Raw genomic sequence first — 19462 nt, 5'->3', positions numbered from 1 at the left:
CCGCGTGCTGGCCTGCGCTCTCTGTGCTCACCCGAGTGGTCTATCACGCGGCGTGGCTGATCACGAACGAGATCAAGACTCCGGCGCCGAAGGCCATGACGAGCCCGACGACGTTGGGCGGCACCCGCCACCACCAGGCGACCGCGGCTCCGAGCACGAGCGCGGCGCCCGCGACGCTGCCCCAGACCAGGGCCTCGAGGCACTCCGGCACGTCCGCTCCCTCCGCCGCCTCCGAGCCCACCCTGAGCCCAGGGGGGACCAGCGGGCGGGGGACGACGGCGGGGGCCGGGGCGGCGGGTTGACGTGGGAAAGTGCACAACTCAGGGCCGATGTGCGGCGGGCAGCGTCGCCCGCTGGGCTGAATTGTGCAGTTTCTGACGTCGGCCCGAATGCGGGACTCGGGCGGGCCAGAATGGCGCCCCGTCCCGGAGTGACCAGTCGGGACGGGGCGCTGGCCGGACGTAGCCTCCTGACGCCCGACTCCGATGCCGCGGGACACCCGCCCGGGACGCTCCGTGCCCCGCCGGCGCCAGCCCCGCGGCTGGCTTCGTGTGGTCCGTTCCTGGGGACCCAACGCTCTGTGGCTGGCCGTCCCCTCCGGACCGATGGTTCGAGCCTACGGAGGCGAACTTGCGCGGGGGTGTCTTGGCTGTTTAATCGCGGTTACGGGCCGGGGCCGGTCAGGGGCGCCGTTTTCCACGCCCGCGGTGGGCCTCCGCGCGGGCATGTGCGGCCGCTGTCGTGCGCCGCTCGATGTGGGCGAGCTCGACCCAGCCCGTGGCCGCGAAGAGGAGGCCCCACACGGCCACGATCGTCGGGCCGATCCACGTCGAGTCGGCGGCGCCGGTCATGGCGAGCCACGGGTACACCGCGACGACGGGATAGACGCCCACGGCGAGGGGCAGGTACCGGGCCCAGCCGTCCCACACGTGGGCGCGTACCGCGGCCGCGCCGGCGAGGATGAAGCCGAGGGGGATGAGCAGGGTCGCGGCGACGAACGGCCACGTCACGGTGGGCGCGAACGGCTCGATGGCGTTGCCCGTCGCGTAGAGGACGAGGCCGACGATCGCGAGCGCGAGACCCGTGCGGGCCAGGACGCTGCCGCCGAAGGAGTGGTGCAGCCATAGGCCCGCGCAGCCCGCGGCGATGCCGAGCTGGCCGAGGGCGACGACGATCCCGGCAGCGCGGCGGTAGGCGTCGGAGCCGCCGGCCAGGACCCGGGCGAGCTCGAAGAGGGCCATGATCGCGCCGCCGACGATCATGGCAACGGCGGCCCAGCGGAGGAGTGTGGCGTGCTCGGCGTGCAGGGGTCCGTGCGCGTGCCGTGTCGAGTCCATGGCTGATCCTCCTACCGGCTCGCGGCCGTTCGGGAGGTTCGCGCCCCGGCCGCCGGGGGGCCGGGGCGTCGGCCAGCGAGGGCCTCTCCAGTCTAGGTCCGCGTCGGCGGGTCCGCCGAGGGCCGGCGCAGCCGCTCGGCCAGGACCGCGAGCAGCCACGCCGCGCCGAACGCCCCCGCCAGGAGCAGGCCGGCCTCGCCGAGGTCGACGGCGGCGAGGAACCCCGTGAGCGGGTCGCTCAGCCCGAGCAGCTGCCGGGCGAGCCCGCCGAGGGTCAGGACGGCGACCAGGAGCGCCGAGGCCGCGGACATGCCCGTGACAACGAGGTTGAACGCGATGCGGCGGCCCGGGACGGCGAGGGCCCGCCGGTAGAGCCGCATCATGGCGATCCCGTTGGCCGTGTCGCACAGGGTCATCGCGCCGGCGAACGCGAACGGCACGGCGAGCAGCGCCGCCGCCGGGACGCCCGCGAGCACGGCGGCAGCGGCGGCGACGAGGAGGCCCACGGTCGTGGCGGTGTCGAAGCCGAGTCCGAACAGGAACCCGACCACGTAGATGTCGCGCGGCCGGCGCACGAGCCGGAGGGGACGCTCGAGCAGCCGGGCGAGGACGCCGCGCGGCTCGAGGTCCTCGCGGGTCAGGACGGCTCCAGCCCGGTGCAGGCGACCGGCGCGGGCCGCGGCCGCGAACGCGGCGAGGTTGGCCAGGCCCAGGGCCAGGAGGAAGCCCCCCGAGACGCCCGCGCCGACCGCGCCGAGGGCCGTCGTCGAGGCCGCGGACCCGTCCTCGAAGGCCGGGCCGACGGCGCCGACGCCCGCCAGGACGAGCGCGGCCGCGGCGCCGACGACGCTCGAGTGGCCGAGGCTGAACGCCAGCCCCACGCCCACCGGGTCCTGGCCGCGCCCGGCGAACCGGCGGCTCGAGTTGTCGATCGCGGCGAGGTGGTCCCAGTCGTACGAGTGCTTGACGCCCGCGAGGTAGGCCACCCCCGCGAGCGCCAGCACGGCCGGCGCGTGCTCGGCGGGCACCGCCGCGAGGAGCGTGGCGGCCACGGCGTGGAGGAGGACGACGACGGCGAGCGCCCCGGCGGCGCGGCGCCCCCAGGACGCCCGCTCGATCCGGGCGGAGAGCCTGTCGAGGGAGAGCCTGCCGAGGGAGACCCTCTCGAGCGGGCTGGGGCGGGCGGGCATCAGTGCTTCCTCAGCTCGAGCGGGCCCTGGCCGTGCCAGGCGGCGCGCATCCAGTCGAGGGCGGCGTGCAGGACTGCCTCGGCGGACTGGGTCGAGCCGGCGAGGACGCGCAGGGCGAAGCCGGGCACGGCGAGTCGGGTGATGCCCGCGAGCGGCGCGGTTCCCGGCGGCGGTGGCCCGGCGCCGTCGTGCGCGGGGGCAGCACTGCCCGGCACGGCGTCGATGCCGAGGTGGGAGCGCAGGGCGGCGACGGCGGCGTCGTCGGCGCGCGGGTCGACGACGAGGAGCGAGCCGAGGTGGCTGCGGCCGGCGAGCATGAGCCAGGCGGTGCCGCCGTCGGCCGGGCGGATGAGGAGGTTGTCCGCGACGGCGGGCCGCCCGCCGATCCCGACGCGCGTGCGCAGCGAGACCTCGTCGAAGCGGAACGCCTCGCCGTCGGGCGACCAGCCGTGGGTCACGACGTCGGCGAGCGCGAGGCTCGCGTCCGGGGCCATGTCCACCTCGGTGTCCTGCCGGTACGCCGCGCTGCGGTAGGCGATGAGCGGATCGGGGACGGACTCGAGCCGCGCGCCGGCGTCGAGCCGCACGCGGTGGAGCGCGTGGGCCGGGCCCTGCGGCGTGCGGTAGACCTTGGTCGCGGACTGGGTCGTGAGCAGGGCCGAGGCCCCGGGGCCGAGGGCGACGTCCATCGCGTAGGCGTCCCCGCCGAGGTACCCGCCGCCAGGGTTCACGACGGTGAGCACGGGCTGCCCCGTGCCGTCCGGGTAGAGCGCGCGGAGCACGCGCAGGGCGCCCTCGTGGTACTGGCGGGCGACGACGCTGCGCCCGCCGCGCCGCTCGAGGCCGAGCCGCAGCTCGCCCGTGAGGCGAGGCCCCGCCGTCGTGCGCTCGCCGGGGCCGGAACGCACACGGGGCTCGGCGGGCGCCGTCACGCGAGGTCCGTCAGGAGCACATCGCGGCGGATCCAGTCGAGCACGTAGTCCAGGCCCTCGTCCGTCTTGAGGTTCGTGAAGCAGAACGGCCTCTCGCCACGGAAGGACTTCGAGTCGCGCTCCATGACGGCGAGGTCCGCGCCGACGTGCGGGGCGAGGTCGGTCTTGTTGATGACGAGGAGGTCGCTCTTGATCATGCCCTGCCCTGCCTTGCGCGGGATCTTCTCGCCCTGCGCCACGTCGATGACGTAGACCGAGAAGTCCACGAGCTCGGGGCTGAACGTGGCCGAGAGGTTGTCCCCGCCGGACTCGACGAAGATGAGCTGCAGGTCGGGGTGCCGTTCCTTGAGGTCCTCGATCGCGGCGGTGTTCATCGAGGTGTCCTCGCGGATCGCGGTGTGCGGGCAGCCGCCGGTCTCGACGCCGACGATCCGGTCCTCGGGCAGCACGCCGTTGCGGGCCAGGATCTTGGCGTCTTCGATCGTGTAGATGTCGTTGGTGATCGCGGCCATGGACAGCTCGCCGATGAGCGCGCGCGTGACGCGCTCGACGAGCTGGGTCTTCCCGGCGCCGACCGGGCCGCCGATGCCGATGATGACGGGATCGCTCATGCTCTTCTCCTAGCTTGCGAACATGCGGGCGCGCTGGTGCTCGTGCCGCATCTGGTGGATCTCGAGGGCCGGTGCCGCGGCACCGAAGTGCCGCGGGTCGGTGGTGCGGGAGCGGACGACGGCGGCGGGCACGTGGGCGCGGAGCGCGCCGAGGACGCGTTGGCCGGCGAGCTGGCCGAGGGGGATGGCGCGGACGGCGTTCTGGGTCAGCGACGTGAGGGTCGAGTACAGGTAGGCCTCGACGAGGATGTCCTCGTCGATCCCCTGGCCGGCGCCCGCTAGCGCGAACGCGACCGGGTAGTGGCCCACGCACGCGCCCGCGGCGACGTCCGACGCGTAGGAGGCGACGGCGTAGGACGCGAAGTTCTCCGCCGCGATCTCGAGCAGGCGCCGGCCCATGCGGATGCTCGCCTGCCGGACCTGGGCGGGGACGAGGAGGGCGGTGAGCTCGGCGTCGAGCTGGCGGAGGCCGCCGAGTCCTGCGTCCTTGGCCCCCACCTCGGCGTCACAGGCCCCCATCTCGGCGAGGCGGTGGGCGCGGCGGACGGCGACGGCGTCGGTGAAGGTGAGCTGGGTCGCGAGGAAGCCCTCGAGCCAGGCGGCGAGGCTCGCCTCGTCGTGCACCTCGCCGGACTCGAGGTACGCCTCGAGCCCGAAGGAATGGCTGAACGCGCCGGTCGGCAGGGCCGAGTCGGTGAGCTGCAGCAGCGCGGCAAGCGAGGCGATGGACACGGCAGACCTCAGTGCGTGTGCGACGCGTGGCGGAACGGCACGGCCATGACCCGCTCCTCGCGCCGGTACGGGACGCCGTGGGCGTCGAGGAAGTCGGCCACCGTGTGGTCGTACTGGCAGACCATGACGTCCTGGCCCGCGGCGCCCGCGACCTCGCTCCCGGCGCCGAAGAACTGGGCCTGGAGGTGCCGGTTCCCGAGCGAGTGAGCCGTGAAGAGGGCCTCGCCGATAGTCCGCGGCGCGATGACGAGCACGTCCGTGCCCTCGACCGAGACCACGACGACGTTCCCGCGCGTCCCCTCCCCCGGCTCCTGCGCCGCGAGGATGTCCCCATCGCGCAGGTCGGGCGAGCCGGCGGGCAGCCGGATCCCGAGCTCCGTCCCGTGGTCGGTGCGGACCCGCTGGATCCGCTTGGCCAGGTCAGCGCTCGGCAGCACCACCCGCTCGCGGTGCCGGCCCGCGTAGGCGGCGGCAGCTCCGTCGTCGTGCAGGTTGCCGAGGACTTCGGTGACGATCATGGCGACCTCCGGAGGAAGAAGAAGGGGAAGTAGAGGGGTCAGAAGAGGAAGTAGCGCTGGGCGAGGGGCAGGGTCTCGGCCGGCTCGCACGTGGCGAGCTCGCCGTCGACCCGCACCTCGTACGTCTCGGGGTCGACGTCGATCGAGGGCATCGCGGCGTTGAACGGCAGGTCCGCCTTCGTGAGCGAGCGGATGCCGCCGACGGCGCGGATCTGCTTGCGCAGCCCGAGCCGCTCGGGAACGCCGGCCTCGATCGCGGCCTTGGGCAGGAACGTGATCGAGGAGGACTGCAGGCTCCGCCCGTACGCGCCGAAGGCCGTCCGCAGGGTCTGCGGCTGCGGGGTCGGGATCGACGCCCCGGGGTCGCCCATGACCGAGGCCGCGATCGTGCCGCCCTTGATCACGAGGTCCGGCTTGACGCCGAAGAACGCCGGGTCCCACAGGACGAGGTCCGCGAACTTGCCCACCTCGACCGAGCCGACCGTGTCCGCGATGCCCTGCGCGAGGGCCGGGTTGATCGTGTACTTCGCGACGTAGCGCTTGATCCGGAAGTTGTCGGCGGCAGGCGATTCCCCGCCGTCGTCCTCTCTAAGCACCCCCCGCCGGGCCTTCATCGCGTCGGCGAGCTGCCACGTGCGCGTGATGACCTCGCCGACCCGGCCCATGGCCTGCGAGTCGCTGGACATGATCGAGAAGACGCCGAGATCGTGCAGCACGTCCTCGGCGGCGATGGTCTCGGGGCGGATGCGGGAGTCCGCGAACGCGACGTCCTCGGGGATCTGCGGGCTCAGGTGGTGGCACACCATGAGCATGTCGAGGTGCTCCTCGGCGGTGTTGCGCGTGTACGGGATGGTCGGGTTGGTCGAGGCCGGAAGCACGTTCGGCTGCGCGGCGATCGCGATGATGTCCGGCGCGTGCCCGCCGCCGGCGCCCTCGGTGTGGAAGGTGTGGATGACGCGGCCGCCGATCGCAGCGACCGTGTCCTCGAGGAAGCCGCATTCGTTGAGGGTGTCGGTGTGGATCGCGACCTGGACGTCGTACTCGTCGGCCACGCGCAGCGACGCGTCGATCGAGGAGTGCGTCGCGCCCCAGTCCTCGTGGATCTTGAGCCCGATCGCGCCGGCCTCGATCTGCTCCGCGAGCGGCTCGGTGCGGGACGCGTGCCCCTTGCCGAGGAGCCCGATGTTGACCGGCAGGCCCTCCGCGGCCTCGAGCATGCGGCTGATGTGCCACGCGCCCGGCGTGACCGTCGTGGCCTTGGTCCCCTCGGCCGGGCCGGTGCCGCCGCCGATCATGGTCGTCACGCCCGAGGCGAGCGCCGTGGGCACCTGGTCGGGGTGGATGAAGTGGATGTGCGTGTCGATCCCGCCCGCCGTGAGGATCTTCCGCTCGCCCGCGATGATCTCGGTCGCGGCGCCCACGACGATATCCACGCCGTCCTGCACGAGCGGGTTCCCCGCCTTGCCGATGGCCTGGATGTGGCCGTCGCGCAGCGCGACGTCGGCCTTGTAGATGCCCGTGTAGTCGATGATGAGCGCGTTCGTGATCACGGTGTCGGGCACCTCCCCGCGCACGACGCCGGCCTGGCCGCCGGCGGCGCCCGTCTCGCCGTCGCGCGTCGCGCGCCCGTTCTGGCCCATGCCGTCGCGCAGGACCTTGCCGCCGCCGAACACGACCTCCTCGCCGTAGACCGTCATGTCCCGCTCGACCTCGGCGTACAGGTCGGTGTCGCCGAGGCGGATCCGGTCGCCCGTCGTGGGGCCGTAGAGCTGGGCGTACTGGGCGCGCGGGATCGCCCGGTTCGGAAGCGCCGACCCCATCTCGGCGTCACCTGCCCCCATTTCGGCGGCGCCGGCCCCCCTCTCGGCGGGATCGAGGGGGGCGTTGGTCAGGTTGCGCAGGCCGTACACCTCTCGGGCGCCGCCGAGGGGCACGAGCCGGACGGTCTTGGCGTCGCCGGGCTCGAAGCGCACTGCCGTCCCCGCGGGGATGTCGAGGCGACGTCCGTGCGCCGCGGCCCGGTCGAAGGCGAGGGCCCGGTTGGCCTCGGCGAAGTGGAAGTGCGAGCCGACCTGGACGGGCCGGTCGCCCGTGTTCGTCACCTCAAGCTCGGACACGGGCCGGCCAGCGTTGAGCACGATGTGGCCCTCGGCGGCGATGACCTGGCCCGGGACGTTCCGGCCGGAAAGCGGGACGGCGGTGCCATCGGTGTGTGCCATGCGCTGCTCCTAGCGGATCGGCTCGTGGACGGTCACGAGCTTCGTGCCGTCGGGGAAGGTGGCCTCGATCTGGACGTCGTGGATCATCTCGGGCACGCCGTCCATGACGTCCTCGCGCGTGAGGATCGTGGTGCCCCAGCTCATGAGCTCGGCGACGGTCCGGCCGTCGCGCGCCCCCTCGATGAGCTCGTAGCTGATGATCGCGACCGCCTCGGGGTAATTGAGCCTGAGCCCCCGGGCCTGACGCCGCCGGGCGAGGTCCGCGGCGACGACGATCATGAGCTTCTCCTGCTCGCGGGGGCTGAGTCGCATGGCGCTCCTTGCTCGACGGTCTGGGATCCCGATCGTAGGGCCGGCGTGTTTCGGGCGTGTGTCCGTGCAGGCTGGCAGAGCCCGGGCTTCGCCCAGGCCAAACCGTCCATTCCGCATGGGGTGGGGCGAGCCTACGATGGCTGGGACAGGGAGGGGAACACCATGCTGTTCGACCACGACAACGACGATCCCGTCCGCATCCTCACCGAGGCCGAGAGCTGGGAGCTGCTGACCCACGCAAGGCACGGCCGCCTGGCCACTCATGCCGCAGGCGAGCTCGACATTGTGCCCATCAACGTCAAGGCCGTCGACGGGAAGCTCTACGTGCGCACGATCCCGGGGACGAAGCTCGCCGAGCTCGTCATCAACCCCACCGTGGCCTTCGAGGCGGACGGCGTCATGGAGGACGAGGCGTGGAGCGTCGTCGTCAAGGGCAGGGCGAGGATGCTCGAGACCTCGAAGGAGATCGAGGCCGCCGAGTCGGTGGGCATCGATTCGTGGCTCCCGACGCCCAAGAACTTCTACGTCGAGATCACCCCGGAGCACGTCGAGGGCCGCCACTTCATGCTCGGCGTGGAGCCTGAGACCACGGTCGTGCGCGACTACTGAGAAGGATCCCCATGGCCAACTCGCCGTCCGGCGAATCCATGGTGCACGGAGAACCAGCCCCCGACGCCTAACCCCACCCACGTTTCGGGTATGAAGCTCGCGTACCGGAAGGCGGGTACCCGGGAGCGGTTTCGACGACGTCGTACCAGCCGATCTGCACGCCGGCGTCGACGATGAGGCGTGTGGGTCGTCCCAGACGAGACGCTGAGCGTCCGGTCCTGGGCGTCGCCGCCCGACTTGGCCCTGACCCCTGGGGTTGGCGATCGCGACCGTGACGAGGCGCCGCGCGTGGTCCAGCCCCGTCGAAAATTTCCAGCCCCCGGGGTGCCTCTACATGGGGTCGGGCCAGTTGCCGATGTTGGCGACCGCTCCACTGTCTGGCTCGCCGGAGCCCGCCGAGGCGGGCGGACTGGACGTGCCGGCCCCGTGCACCGAGGTCGGGACGACTGCGATCAGGAACGCCAGAGCCGCACCAGCGATCATTTCCCGCCACCGCTGATTGGCTCTGCGAACGGTCGTGGCATGCATGAGTAGCCCCTCTCTTGAGCTCCCAGCCGCCTCCCCCCATAGTCCACCCCGGAGAGTGCAGTTTCAATGCCCAAGTTCCATCGACAGTCTCGTGGGTTATTGCTTGTGGCTGCTCGAGGAGGCGGTCGCGTTCACGCTCGCCGGCCTCGGCCCGGGCTTCGGGTGGCGTGGGGCTCCAAGAGCGCGGAAGCCTTTCCCAGATTGTCCACCGCTGTCTCGGACTTCCAGCGGGCCCGGAGGGCCTCGTTCGCCCGCCGGAGCCGTTCGAGCTCGTGCCTGTCGTTTGCCCTCATTGCGTCCATGGTTTCCCTGCTTCCGGGGCCTTCCTTCAGCCCGCGCAGCGTTCCGGCCGGGCCCTGCAGCCAGTCCTGGATACGGACGGGCTGGCCCTGAGCCGGCGCGCCCGCGCGAACCTGGCCCACGGGCACGGCGACAGGGCGACGAGGTGGGGTTGCCATCCCCCTGCATCCCAGAGGTCTCGGTTTAGCGTTCACCCACGGCCCAACGGCGGTAGCGATGTTCAAGGCTTGGGGCTTTCAAGTGGCAAGAAGTCAGGGGTTTTCAGGCTTTGAGGCGCGTGAGCCGCTAACCAAAACTCGTCCTCAAAAAACTCTTGATAGTGCGCTAACTCACCCTGTACATTCTTATGCAACGCCCCGATGGCGGGGCCTTTCCCCCAAGCACAAGGAAGTGTTGTCCATGCGTAGAACTCCCTCTGGAACCCTCAAGCGCCGTGGTCTCGCGGGAGCAGCTGCGGTTTCCGTGCTCACCCTCGCCGCACTCGGCCTGACTGGCTGCAAGGGCAGCGCCAGCGCCGCCGACGAGGCGGAGAAGTCCAGCGGCAAGGGCCTCGTCATCGGCTGGAGCCAGCGGGGCATCAGCGGCAGCGACTGGTGGAAGACGCTCGTGGACGGCGGCCAGTCCGAGGCCGGAAAGATCGGAGCGCGCATCGAGCTGCTGGATGCCAACGGCGATACCGTCCGGCAGAACGCTGACGTACAGACGCTCATCACCAAAGGTGTGGACGTCGTGGTGATGAATCCCAACGACCCGATCGGCGTCGGGCCCTCGGTGCAGGCGCTCAAGGACGCGGGCATCCCGCTCGTGACCGTCAACTCGAATCTTGACAAGTCCCTCGTCCCCGACCTGTTCTGCTACGTCGCAGAGGACCAGGAGCACACTGGCTCGCTCGCCGGAGAAGTGGCAGCACAGCAGGCGCTCGAGAAGTATGGAGACAAGGGCGAGATCAAGATCGTCGGCATCGGGGGCTTCCCCGGCGATGTGCTGACGGACCTTCGCTTCAACGGCTTCGTGGCGGGCTGGAACCGCGTCATGGACAAGCACCCGGGCGTGAAGAGCGTGCTGCTCGAGACCAAGTACGGCGAGTGGAAGCCCGACAAGGCGCTCGCCCCGATCAGGGACGTCGCGACCGCCAACCGCGACATCAAGGTCGTCTACAGCATGAGCGACGTCATGCACGGCGGCATCGTTCAAGGCCTGCAGCAGGCCGGCCTGTGGGGCGACGGGATCATCATGGCCAGCTACGACGGTGGCATGGGTGCCATCAAGGAAATGGTCGACGACCCGAAGGGCCCGCTGCAGGCCGACGCGTCCAACCAGCCGTGGGATCAGGGGGCGACGGCGGTCCAGATGGCGCTCGCCGCCTTCAACGGGGACCAGTCGAAGTGTGCCGACAAGACCCACTACATCGATACCACCGTCGTCACGCCTGCCAATGCCGCCGACTACTACGTGCCGACGGAGACGTACGTCCGCGCCAAGGACTGAGGCCTGGGACACCACCCCTCAGTCGGCCCCTCCGTCCACCGTATGTAAGGAACATCTATGCTCGCCCACAACCCGGCACCCGTGGAAGTCACTGCTGACGACACGACAAGGAAAACCACCTCCGGCGCCCTGGAGCTCCAGCTCGACGGCGTGACGAAGTCGTACCCCGGCGTACAAGCGCTCAAAGGTGTGAGCTTCAGCGTCCGCCGCGGGTCCATCCACGCGCTCGCTGGACAGAACGGGGCCGGCAAGTCCACTCTCGTCAAGATCCTCTCCGGCGCCGAGTCCCCGGATTCAGGTTCGATCCGACTCGGCGGGGAGCTCCAGCGGTTCCGGGATCCGACGGATGCCCAGCGTGCCGGTATCCACACCATCTACCAGGAGCTCTCGCTCGTGCCGTCGCTGTCAGTGGCCGAGAACATCTTCCTGGGCCAGCTCCCCCGACGGGGAGGCGCCGCCGTCGACTGGCAGAAAATGCAGCAGCAGGCCCGGATCGCCCTGGACAGGGTGGGCTTCGACCTCGACGTCCGGCGTCCCGTCGGCAGCTACTCGACCGCGGAGCAGCAGGCGGTGGAACTCGCGAAGGCACTGCACAAGGACGCCCGGGTCCTGCTGCTGGACGAGCCGACCTCGACCTTGCCGCTGCCCGACGTCGAACGCCTCTTCACCGTGCTCCGCTCGCTTTCCGCGCAGGGGGTGACGCTCCTGTACATCTCGCACCGCATGGACGAGCTGTTCTCGCTCTGCGACGCCGTGACGGTGCTCCGCGACGGGGTTAACGCCGCCGACTTGAAGACCCTGGACTCGAAGCCCGCCGACGTCGTGACGGCGATGGTCGGGAAGAGTTTGGAAGGATCGATCGCGGACGCAGCGCTCCGCGGCGAGCGCTCGCCGCGGCTCGGCGCCGGCCCCCAGGAGAAGGTCATCCTTTCCGCCCGGGACCTGTCAGAGCACGGGCACGTCGACAACGTGTCGTTCGAGCTGCGCGAGGGCGAAGTCCTCGGAATCTCGGGGCTCATCGGCAGCGGACAGTCGGAGCTGGCGGGCCTCATCGCGGGCGCGCGGAAGCGGACCTCCGGCCAGATCCGGGTCGACGGGAAGGCCGCAGACTTCCGCGCCCCGCGCGACGCGATCCGCCGCGGCATCGGCCTGCTGCCGCAGGACCGCAAGGCGGCGGGCTTCATTCCCGAGATGTGCGTCGCCGGCAACATCACGCTGGCCAGCCTTCCGCAGTTCAGCCGCCTGAGCGTGATTCAGTCCCGGCGGGAGCGCGGGGTTGCCGGGGAGATGATCGCCCGGCTGGGCATGAAGGTCTCCGGGGTCAACCAGCCGCTCAAGACGCTGAGCGGCGGCACCCAGCAGAAGGCCATCCTGGCCCGCTGGCTCGTCCGCCAGTCGCGCATCCTCGTCTGCGACGAGCCCACCCGCGGCGTTGACGTGGGCGCCAAGGAGGACATGTACGAGCTCCTCCGCGAGTTCGCCAAGGCGGGCGGAACCGTCGTCGTGGCGAGTTCGGAGATCACCGAGGCGATGATGTGCGACCGCGTCCTCGTGATGGCGCGCGGCCGAGTCGTCGCAGAACTCGACCACGACGAGATCGACCCTTCCGGCAACGCCATCCTCGAGCGCTTCGCCTGACGGCCCCCTTCCCCTCAGATTCCACTTCAGGAGGACACCCATGTCCCGGACCTTGTCGCCTCTGCCCCAGAGGAGTGACGCCCCACCGATGACACCCAACGTCAGCAGGCGCCTGCGCGGCGCAGCCCTCCGAGCCCTGCCGAAGAGCTACCTCATCCTGGTGCTCCTCGCCATCGTCGCGGTCGGCTACTACGTCTCGGACGACTTCCTGACGCTCCGCAATGCGGAGAACGTCATCACCGCCGCCTCGATCGTCGTCGTCCTCGCCATCGGCCAGTACTTCGTCATCCTGACTGGCGGCATCGACCTCTCCGTCGGGTCGATCCTGGCTATGTCCACCGTGCTCACAGCACTGACGCTCCAGGCAGGAATGCCCGCTGGAGCTTCAGTGGTCTTCGTCCTGGCCTGCTGCGCGGCCGCGGGCCTGATCAACGGCGTCCTCGTCGTGTGGCTGAACATCCCTCCGTTCATCGCCACCCTCGCCATGATGAGCGCCGTCAAGGGCTTCAGCTACATCATCCAGTCGACCAGCCTGATCGAGATCCGCGACCAGGGCTTCATCCAGGCCTTCTCGCGGGGGTCGTTCCTCGGCGTGCGCAACCCCGTGCTGATCTTCATCGTGGTCGCGGTCGCCGCGGCGCTGGTGGCGAAGTACACGACCTTCGGCCGCTCCCTGTACGCCATCGGCGGCAACCCGGAGGCCTCCCGGCTCTCCGGTCTGCCGGTGGCGCGCAACCTGATCGTCACGTACACGATCTCGGGCCTGCTCGCCGGTTTGGCCGGCCTGGTCGCCGCGGCCCAGCTGCGGCAGGGGAGCTCGTTGATCGGTGTCGGCTACGAGCTTGACGCGATCGCCGCCGTCGTGGTCGGCGGAGCCTCTCTCATGGGCGGCAAGGGCGACCCCCTGAACGCAGTGATCGGCGTGTTCATCCTGACGACGATCATCAACATCATGAACCTGGTCGGCATCTCGTCGGAGCCGCAGCTGGTCATCAAGGGCGCGGTGATCATCCTCGCGGTCTTCCTCTCGAGTGCAGGCGGCGTCCGGCGCATCTCGGCGTTCTTCTCCAAACACGTACTCCGGACCGGCACGGCCTAGCCCGGCGCGGTCTCCCCGTCCCCCGACCACCAGCACGAAAGCAGGTACCCATGTCCACTCGTCCCTTCGGCCACACCGACCTGGCCGTCTCTGAAATCTGCGTCGGCACGAGCGCCCTGGGGAGCTTCCCCGCCCAGTACGGCTACGAGGTCGACCAGGACACGGCCGTCGCCACGATCCACCGGGTCTTCGACGGGCCGTTCACGTTCATCGACACCTCCAACGAGTACGGCGGCGGCGCCAGCGAGGAGCGCATCGGCCGGGCGATCGCCGAGCGCGGCGGCATCCCGGAGGGGTTCGTGGTCGCCACCAAGGTGGACCCCATCCCCGGCACGACCGACTTCTCCGGCGACCGCGTCCGCCGGTCCGTCGAGGAAAGCCTGGAGCGGCTGGGCCTCGACAAGCTGCAGCTGGTCTACCTGCACGACCCCGAGAAGATCTCCTTCGAGGAGGGCGTGGCGAAGGGCGGGCCGCTCGAGGCCCTCATCGACCTCCGCGACCAGGGCGTGATCCAGCACCTGGGCGTGGCCGGCGGCCCGATCGACCTCGAGCTGCAGTACCTCGCCACCGATGCCTTCGACGCCGTCATCAGCCACAACCGCTACACGCTCGTGGAGCAGACCGCGGAGCCGCTCCTGGACGACGCGGCCCGCCGCGGGGTCGCCTTCGTCAACGCGGCTCCGTTCGGCGGCGGCATGCTCGTCAAGGGACCGCGAGCCGTGCCGCGCTACTGCTACGCCCCAGTGGACCAGGCCACGATCGACCGCGTGCTGCGCATGGAGGCGCTGTGTGCCCAGTACGGCGTGCCGCTGGCCGCCGCGGCGCTCCAGTTCTCGGTGCGTGACGAGCGCGTCGCCTCCACCATCGTCGGCATGTCGCAGCCGAGCCGGGTCGAGGCGACCGTCGAGCTCCTGAGCCATGACATCCCCGAGGAGCTCTGGAACGAGCTCCTGCCCCTGGCCCGGGTGGGGCGGCACGGCCTCGAGGCCGCAGCCGCCTGAGCGCGCACCCCACCCCACGCATCCATGAAAGGAACCAAGAGCAATGACTAGGAAGAAGCAGCCCGAGCCGGTCGACGTCGTCATCGTCGGCGCCGGGGCGGGAGGGGCCACGGCAGCAAAGGTGCTGTCCGAGGCTGGCCTGCGGGTCGTGGGCCTCGAGCGAGGGCCGTGGCTCAAGCCAGAGCACGCCTCGGGAGATGAGCTGAAGTTCCTCAACCGCAACTTCATCTGGCAGGACCCCAAGGTGAAGCCGCGGACCTACCGGCCGAACGACAAGGTCGAAGCCGAGATCACGAACTTCTCCGCAACCCCTCAGGTGGTCGGCGGCGGCACCACGCACTGGGGCGGCATGGTGCCGCGGATGGCGGAGAGCGACTTCAAGCTCCGCAGCCTGCACGGCGACGTCGAGGGCGCGAGCCTCGTCGACTGGCCGATCTCCTACGACGAGCTCGAGCCGTACTACACGCGGGTCGAATGGGAGTTCGGCACCTCGGGCCTGGCCGGGGCGAACAAGTGGGAGGCGTGGCGCAGCCGCGGCTACCCGACCAAGCCCTCGCCGCTGAGCCAGATCGGCCGCACCTTCGCCACGGCGATGTCCAAGCTCGGCCACAGCACCTTCCCCATGCCCCAAGGCATGGTCACGGAGCCCTACCGCGGCCGCCAGCCCTTCAGCGAGAACGGCTTCTGGCAGCAGTACCCGGACCCCGGCAGCGGCAAGTCCTCCACCCTGATCAGCTTCATCCCCGACGCGATCGCCACGGGCCGCTACGACCTCCGCCCCGATTCCTACGTCAGCGAGATCCTCGTCGGCAAGGACGGCCGCGCCACCGGCGTCCGCTACCAGGACGAGGACGGCGACGAGTTCGTGCAGCACGCCAAGGCCGTCATCGTCTGCGGCGGAGGCATCGAGACGCCGCGCCTGCTGCTCATGTCGAAGTCCGGGCTCTTCCCGGACGGCCTCGGCAACGGCAGCGGCATGGTCGGCAAGAACGCCACCTTCCACCAGTACTCCTTCTCGGTGGGCCTGTTCGACCGCGAGGTCAGCGACCCCCTGTACGGCTGGGCGGGGCACTACATGAGCCTGTGCTCGTTCGACTTCTACGAGACGGACGAGAGCCGCGGGCACATCCTCGGGTCGCTCATCTTCCCGTCGATGATCGGCCACCCCGTGAACTGGAGCTTCCCGGGCCGGCCCACCTGGGGCCAGGCGGCCAAGGATGCCGACAGGAAGTACTTCAACCACAGCATGAAGATCGGCGTCCTCCTGCATGATCTGCCGGTCGAGGACAACCGCGTTGATCTCGACCCGAACGTCAAGGACGCCTGGGGCCTGCCGGTCGCCCGCATCACGCACACGCCGCACGCCAACGACTTCGCCCAGGAGCGGTGGCAGGTCGCCAAGAACGGGGAGATCCTCGAGGCGGCCGGGGCGAAGAAGGTGATTCCCGTGAACATGGAACGCATCACCGGCAACACCTCCCACGAGCTCGGCACGTGCCGCATGGGCAACGACCCGGCGAGCTCCGTCGTCGACCGCTGGTGCCGCTCGCACGAGGTGCCCAACCTCTACGTCTTCGACGCGAGCTTCTTCCCCACGGCCACGGGCATCAACCCCGCGCTGACCATCATGGCCAATGCCTGGCGGTGCTCGGACCGCATCCTCCAGGTCGACCGCCACGGCTGGAGCAAGAACTGAGCCGCACGCCGGCACCCGATACGAAAGGACAGATGTCACATGGGACAGGCTGAGTGGGCCACGGTGCCCATCTCCACACGGGACGTCGAGGGCCCGATCTTCTTCACCGAACACGAGTGGAACACCATCGAGGCCGCGACGGCGCGCATCATCCCCACTGACCATCATCCGGGCGCCCGCGAGGCCAAGGTGGTCCGCTTCATCGACCGGATGCTGGCCGGGACGCAGTTCATCTTCCCCGCCGCCGACGGGAATGGCTTCCTCAAGATGGAGGGGCGTGACGAGGCGGCCTGGCAGGAGCGGATCAAGCAGCGGCGGCAGTTCTACCGCGAGGGCATCGTCGAGCTGGACCGCCTCGCGAAGGAGAGGGCGGATGCCCAATTCGTGGAGCTCACCGAGGAAGACCAGGATGCGGTGCTCGAGGCACTGTCCGGCCAGCCGAAGCCGAAGCCCTATTCCCTGGCGCATGTGGACCTCGGCCTCGGCGGGGCACCTGCCGGCAACCAGCCGGTCAACGAGGACTTCCTGGAGTTCTTCCCGCTGCTGGTCCTCAACACACGTCAGGGCTTCTACGGCGACCCAGTCTACGGCGGCAACGAGAACAGGATCGGGTGGGGCGTCATCGGTTTCGATGGGCCACCATCGCTCGCCGCGACGATGGACGGAAGCTACACGACCCGGAAGTACATGGTTGAGGGGGCAGAGTGGCCGTACGACCAGCATCCAGAGGTCCTGAAGTACCGGCGGCCCTGACACCGCGCCGACCCTCAGGCGCCGTCCTCATCGGCCCGGACCGGCAGGGCGGGCATAATGAGGTGGTGACCCAGACGCCCGCCCATTCCGAAACCCGGACCACCAATGGGCGCGGGGAGAGGTTGGCCTCACGGTCCAAGGGTCCTCGCATGATCGACGTCGCCCGGCTTGCGGGCGTGTCGCAGCAGACCGTGTCGCGGGTTGTCCGGGGAGCCTCCAACGTGGCCCCTGAGATCCGCGAACGCGTCGAGCACGCCATCGAACAGCTCCACTACCGGCGGAACCCGGCCGCCGCCGCCTTGGCCAGCAACCGGACCATGACGATCGGAGTCGTCAGCTTCGAGCTGTCCGTCCTCGGCCCGACGGTAGCCCTGTACGGCATCTCGGAGGAGGCGCGGAAGCACGGCTACGCGACGCGTCTGGTCACGCTGGGATCGCTCGAGAAGAAGGTCATCAAGGCCGCCTTCGACTCGATCAACTCGGATACGGTGGACGGCGTGGTCGTCCTCGCCCCCCTCTACGACGCCTTGTCGGTCCTCGAGGGGCTGGACATCGATGTCCCGGTGGTGACCTTCCAGCAGGGGTCTGCTCCGAGCCCGACGAGCGTGTCGGTCGACGAGGTGGGTGGCGCGCGGATGGCGGTGCGGCACCTGCTGGAGCTGGGCCATGAGACGGTGTGGCACATCCAAGGCCCACCGGGCTGGATGGCGACCACCGCTCGTGTCAGGGGCTGGGCGGAAGAGTTGGGGGCGGCCGGGCGGGCCGCTCCCCCGCCGCTGGAGACGTCCGACTGGTCCGCGGCCGAGGGGTACCGGGCAGGGCGGGAGTTGGCCCCGTTGGTCGCTCAGAAGGATGTGACCGCGGTGTTCTGCGCTGATGATCCGTTCGCCCTGGGCCTCATCAAGGCCTTGGACGAAGCGGGATTGTCCGTACCGGACGATGTCAGCGTCGTCGGCTTCGACGACATCAAGGAAGCCCCGTACTTCCGACCGGCGCTCACCACTGTGACGCTGGATTTCGAGGCCATCGGCCACGTCGCCGTCGCCCGCATCCTGGCCATGATCAAGGATGAAGCTGAGGGCGACATCCCTCTCATCGAATCGCGCCTCGTCGTCCGGGAAACGACGGCGCCCCCGCGCAGTCGGCGCTGATTCCTCCTGCCTGCGCACCTCCTGAAGGCGCGCCTGGTTCAAGCGAGGCCTCCCCAGCCTTGTTCCAAGAAATCTGAGACCTCCAAAGGTCTTGCATACTCCCAAATCACGTGATTATGCTGAGTTAGCGCTAACTCGGAGACGCTGAACGTTTCTCCGTTTCGCGTCTTGCCTCAAAGAAGAGAAAGAGAAAATCATGATCGACCCATTCGTCGTTGTGGCTGTATCGCCGCGGACCTTCAACGTGAAGAACCCCGGAGACGGCGTCGCCAACGTCAAGCGCATCAATGAATTCATCGACACCGCTGTGATGGTGGGAGCCTGGGAAGGCTCACCCGTCAAGCTCGTCGTCCTTCCTGAGATGGCGATCCAGGGCATGATCGCCAACACTCCCGGGAACCGCGAGGCGGAGCGCCACTTTGCCGTGACGATCCCCGGCCCCGAGACGGACGAGCTGGCGAAGAAGGCCGTCGAGCTCAACACGTACATCGCGGCCGAGCTCTACATGGTCAAGGACGACGACTTCCCCGACCGCCATTTCAACGTCGCTTTCATCATCGACCCTCAGGGTGAAATCGTCTACAAGCGCTACAAGGCCACGAGCGACGCCTATGAGGGCGGAATGCTCGGAAACATGAATCCGCACGATGTGTGGGACGAGTGGATCGAGAAGAAGGGGAATGGCAACCCCATGGACGCCATTTTCCCTGTGGCGAAGACCGAGATCGGCAATATCGGAATTGCCATCTGCCATGAGGGAGTTTATCCCGAGGTCGTCCGCGGCCTCGCAATGAACGGGGCAGAAATCATCATCCGCCCGACGCTGATCGAGCCGGCCGTTCAGAACGGCATGTGGGAACTGCAGAACCGCGCCCACGCCATGTTCAACTCCGCCTACGTCGTCGCTCCTAACCTGGGCCCCGAGTACCGCGAGGACGGCGGCGTGCAGGACCTGTTCGGCGGGCAGTCGATGATCGTCGGGCCCAGAGGGCAGGTCCTCACGCAGCAGAGGGGCTGGACCACGGGCGACTCGTTCGTCTGCACGACCATCGACATCGAGGCCCTTCGCCGGGCCCGCGTGGCGAACGGCCTGTACAACCAGTTCAAGGACCTCCGCACCGAGCAGTACCGGGTGATCTACGACAACCCGATCTACCCGAAGAACCAGTACCTGGACGCTCCTCCGGCCGAGGACTGGCTGGCCCGGGAGGACTCGACCCGCGCTGCCAACATCGAGAAGCTGATCGAGCGGGGCGTGCTGACCCCGCCCACGGGGTACGCGAAGAACTGACGCGATCAGGGGTCATGGGGAGGGGCCGGGCGGCGCACGACGCGCCGCCCGGCCCCT

18 protein-coding genes are annotated in these 19462 nt (G+C 69.7%); 9 read left to right on the top strand and 9 right to left on the bottom strand.

The genetic code is table 11. From position 1 onward, the window contains the following. Window positions 1-43: 43 nt before the first annotated feature. The 9 genes from ACUYMY_RS04625 to ACUYMY_RS04585 form a co-directional block, all read right to left on the bottom strand. Window positions 44-211, bottom strand: coding sequence for a hypothetical protein (locus ACUYMY_RS04625; RefSeq protein WP_481702449.1), 168 nt, complete (start codon window positions 209-211; stop codon window positions 44-46). Window positions 212-680: 469 nt separating this feature from the next. After that, the gene (locus ACUYMY_RS04620) at window positions 681-1337 is read right to left on the bottom strand and encodes a hypothetical protein (protein ID WP_481702448.1); all 657 of its coding nucleotides are present in this window, start codon (window positions 1335-1337) and stop codon (window positions 681-683) included. A gap of 92 nt (window positions 1338-1429) precedes the next feature. Beyond that, window positions 1430-2527, bottom strand: coding sequence for a HoxN/HupN/NixA family nickel/cobalt transporter (locus tag ACUYMY_RS04615; protein WP_481702447.1), 1098 nt, complete (start codon window positions 2525-2527; stop codon window positions 1430-1432). Next, window positions 2527-3459 carry an urease accessory protein UreD gene (locus ACUYMY_RS04610; RefSeq protein WP_481702446.1) on the bottom strand — a complete coding sequence of 311 codons (933 nt, stop codon included), beginning with the start codon at window positions 3457-3459 and terminating at the stop codon, window positions 2527-2529. Before ACUYMY_RS04610 ends, ACUYMY_RS04615 begins: the two co-directional genes overlap by 1 nt. Then, entirely contained in the window at window positions 3456-4070 is a 615-nt protein-coding gene (gene ureG / locus ACUYMY_RS04605) for an urease accessory protein UreG (RefSeq protein ID WP_481702445.1), read from the bottom strand. Before ureG ends, ACUYMY_RS04610 begins: the two co-directional genes overlap by 4 nt. A 9-nt stretch (window positions 4071-4079) precedes the next feature. Continuing rightward, on the bottom strand, window positions 4080-4802 hold the full coding sequence (locus ACUYMY_RS04600) for an urease accessory protein UreF (protein WP_481702444.1): 723 nt from the start codon (window positions 4800-4802) through the stop codon (window positions 4080-4082). Between the two features lie 8 nt (window positions 4803-4810). Next, window positions 4811-5320, bottom strand: coding sequence for an urease accessory protein UreE (gene ureE, locus ACUYMY_RS04595; protein WP_481702443.1), 510 nt, complete (start codon window positions 5318-5320; stop codon window positions 4811-4813). 38 nt (window positions 5321-5358) lie between these two features. Continuing rightward, window positions 5359-7539, bottom strand: coding sequence for an urease subunit alpha (ureC, locus tag ACUYMY_RS04590; protein WP_481702442.1), 2181 nt, complete (start codon window positions 7537-7539; stop codon window positions 5359-5361). 9 nt (window positions 7540-7548) lie between these two features. After that, entirely contained in the window at window positions 7549-7851 is a 303-nt protein-coding gene (locus tag ACUYMY_RS04585; RefSeq protein ID WP_481702441.1) for an urease subunit gamma, read from the bottom strand. Between the two features lie 162 nt (window positions 7852-8013). Between ACUYMY_RS04585 and ACUYMY_RS04580 the strand changes: the two genes are divergently transcribed. The 9 genes from ACUYMY_RS04580 (at window position 8014) to ACUYMY_RS04540 (ending at window position 19405) form a co-directional block, all read left to right on the top strand. Beyond that, window positions 8014-8460, top strand: coding sequence for a pyridoxamine 5'-phosphate oxidase family protein (locus ACUYMY_RS04580; protein ID WP_481702440.1), 447 nt, complete (start codon window positions 8014-8016; stop codon window positions 8458-8460). Between the two features lie 1227 nt (window positions 8461-9687). After that, a complete protein-coding gene (locus ACUYMY_RS04575; protein ID WP_481702439.1) occupies window positions 9688-10776 on the top strand; it encodes a sugar ABC transporter substrate-binding protein in 1089 nt (362 codons plus the stop codon). Between the two features lie 57 nt (window positions 10777-10833). Further along, complete coding sequence (locus tag ACUYMY_RS04570; protein WP_481702438.1) at window positions 10834-12414, top strand: sugar ABC transporter ATP-binding protein; 1581 nt, start codon at window positions 10834-10836, stop codon at window positions 12412-12414. Between the two features lie 88 nt (window positions 12415-12502). After that, window positions 12503-13513 carry an ABC transporter permease gene (locus ACUYMY_RS04565; protein WP_481702437.1) on the top strand — a complete coding sequence of 337 codons (1011 nt, stop codon included), beginning with the start codon at window positions 12503-12505 and terminating at the stop codon, window positions 13511-13513. A gap of 50 nt (window positions 13514-13563) precedes the next feature. Next, on the top strand, window positions 13564-14514 hold the full coding sequence (locus tag ACUYMY_RS04560) for an aldo/keto reductase (RefSeq protein ID WP_481702436.1): 951 nt from the start codon (window positions 13564-13566) through the stop codon (window positions 14512-14514). A 43-nt stretch (window positions 14515-14557) separates the two neighbouring features. After that, window positions 14558-16210 (top strand): GMC family oxidoreductase, encoded by a 1653-nt coding sequence (locus tag ACUYMY_RS04555; protein ID WP_481702435.1) that lies wholly within the window; start codon window positions 14558-14560, stop codon window positions 16208-16210. Window positions 16211-16249: 39 nt separating this feature from the next. After that, window positions 16250-16963, top strand: a complete 714-nt coding sequence (locus ACUYMY_RS04550; RefSeq protein WP_481702434.1) for a gluconate 2-dehydrogenase subunit 3 family protein — start codon at window positions 16250-16252, stop codon at window positions 16961-16963. 149 nt (window positions 16964-17112) lie between these two features. After that, on the top strand, window positions 17113-18114 hold the full coding sequence (locus ACUYMY_RS04545) for a LacI family DNA-binding transcriptional regulator (RefSeq protein ID WP_481702433.1): 1002 nt from the start codon (window positions 17113-17115) through the stop codon (window positions 18112-18114). 196 nt (window positions 18115-18310) lie between these two features. Further along, the gene (locus ACUYMY_RS04540; RefSeq protein WP_481702432.1) at window positions 18311-19405 is read left to right on the top strand and encodes a nitrilase-related carbon-nitrogen hydrolase; all 1095 of its coding nucleotides are present in this window, start codon (window positions 18311-18313) and stop codon (window positions 19403-19405) included. Window positions 19406-19462 lie beyond the last annotated feature (57 nt).

The organism is Sinomonas sp. T428B, from assembly GCF_056780155.1.
This window is presented reverse-complemented; position numbering and strand designations above follow the sequence as displayed.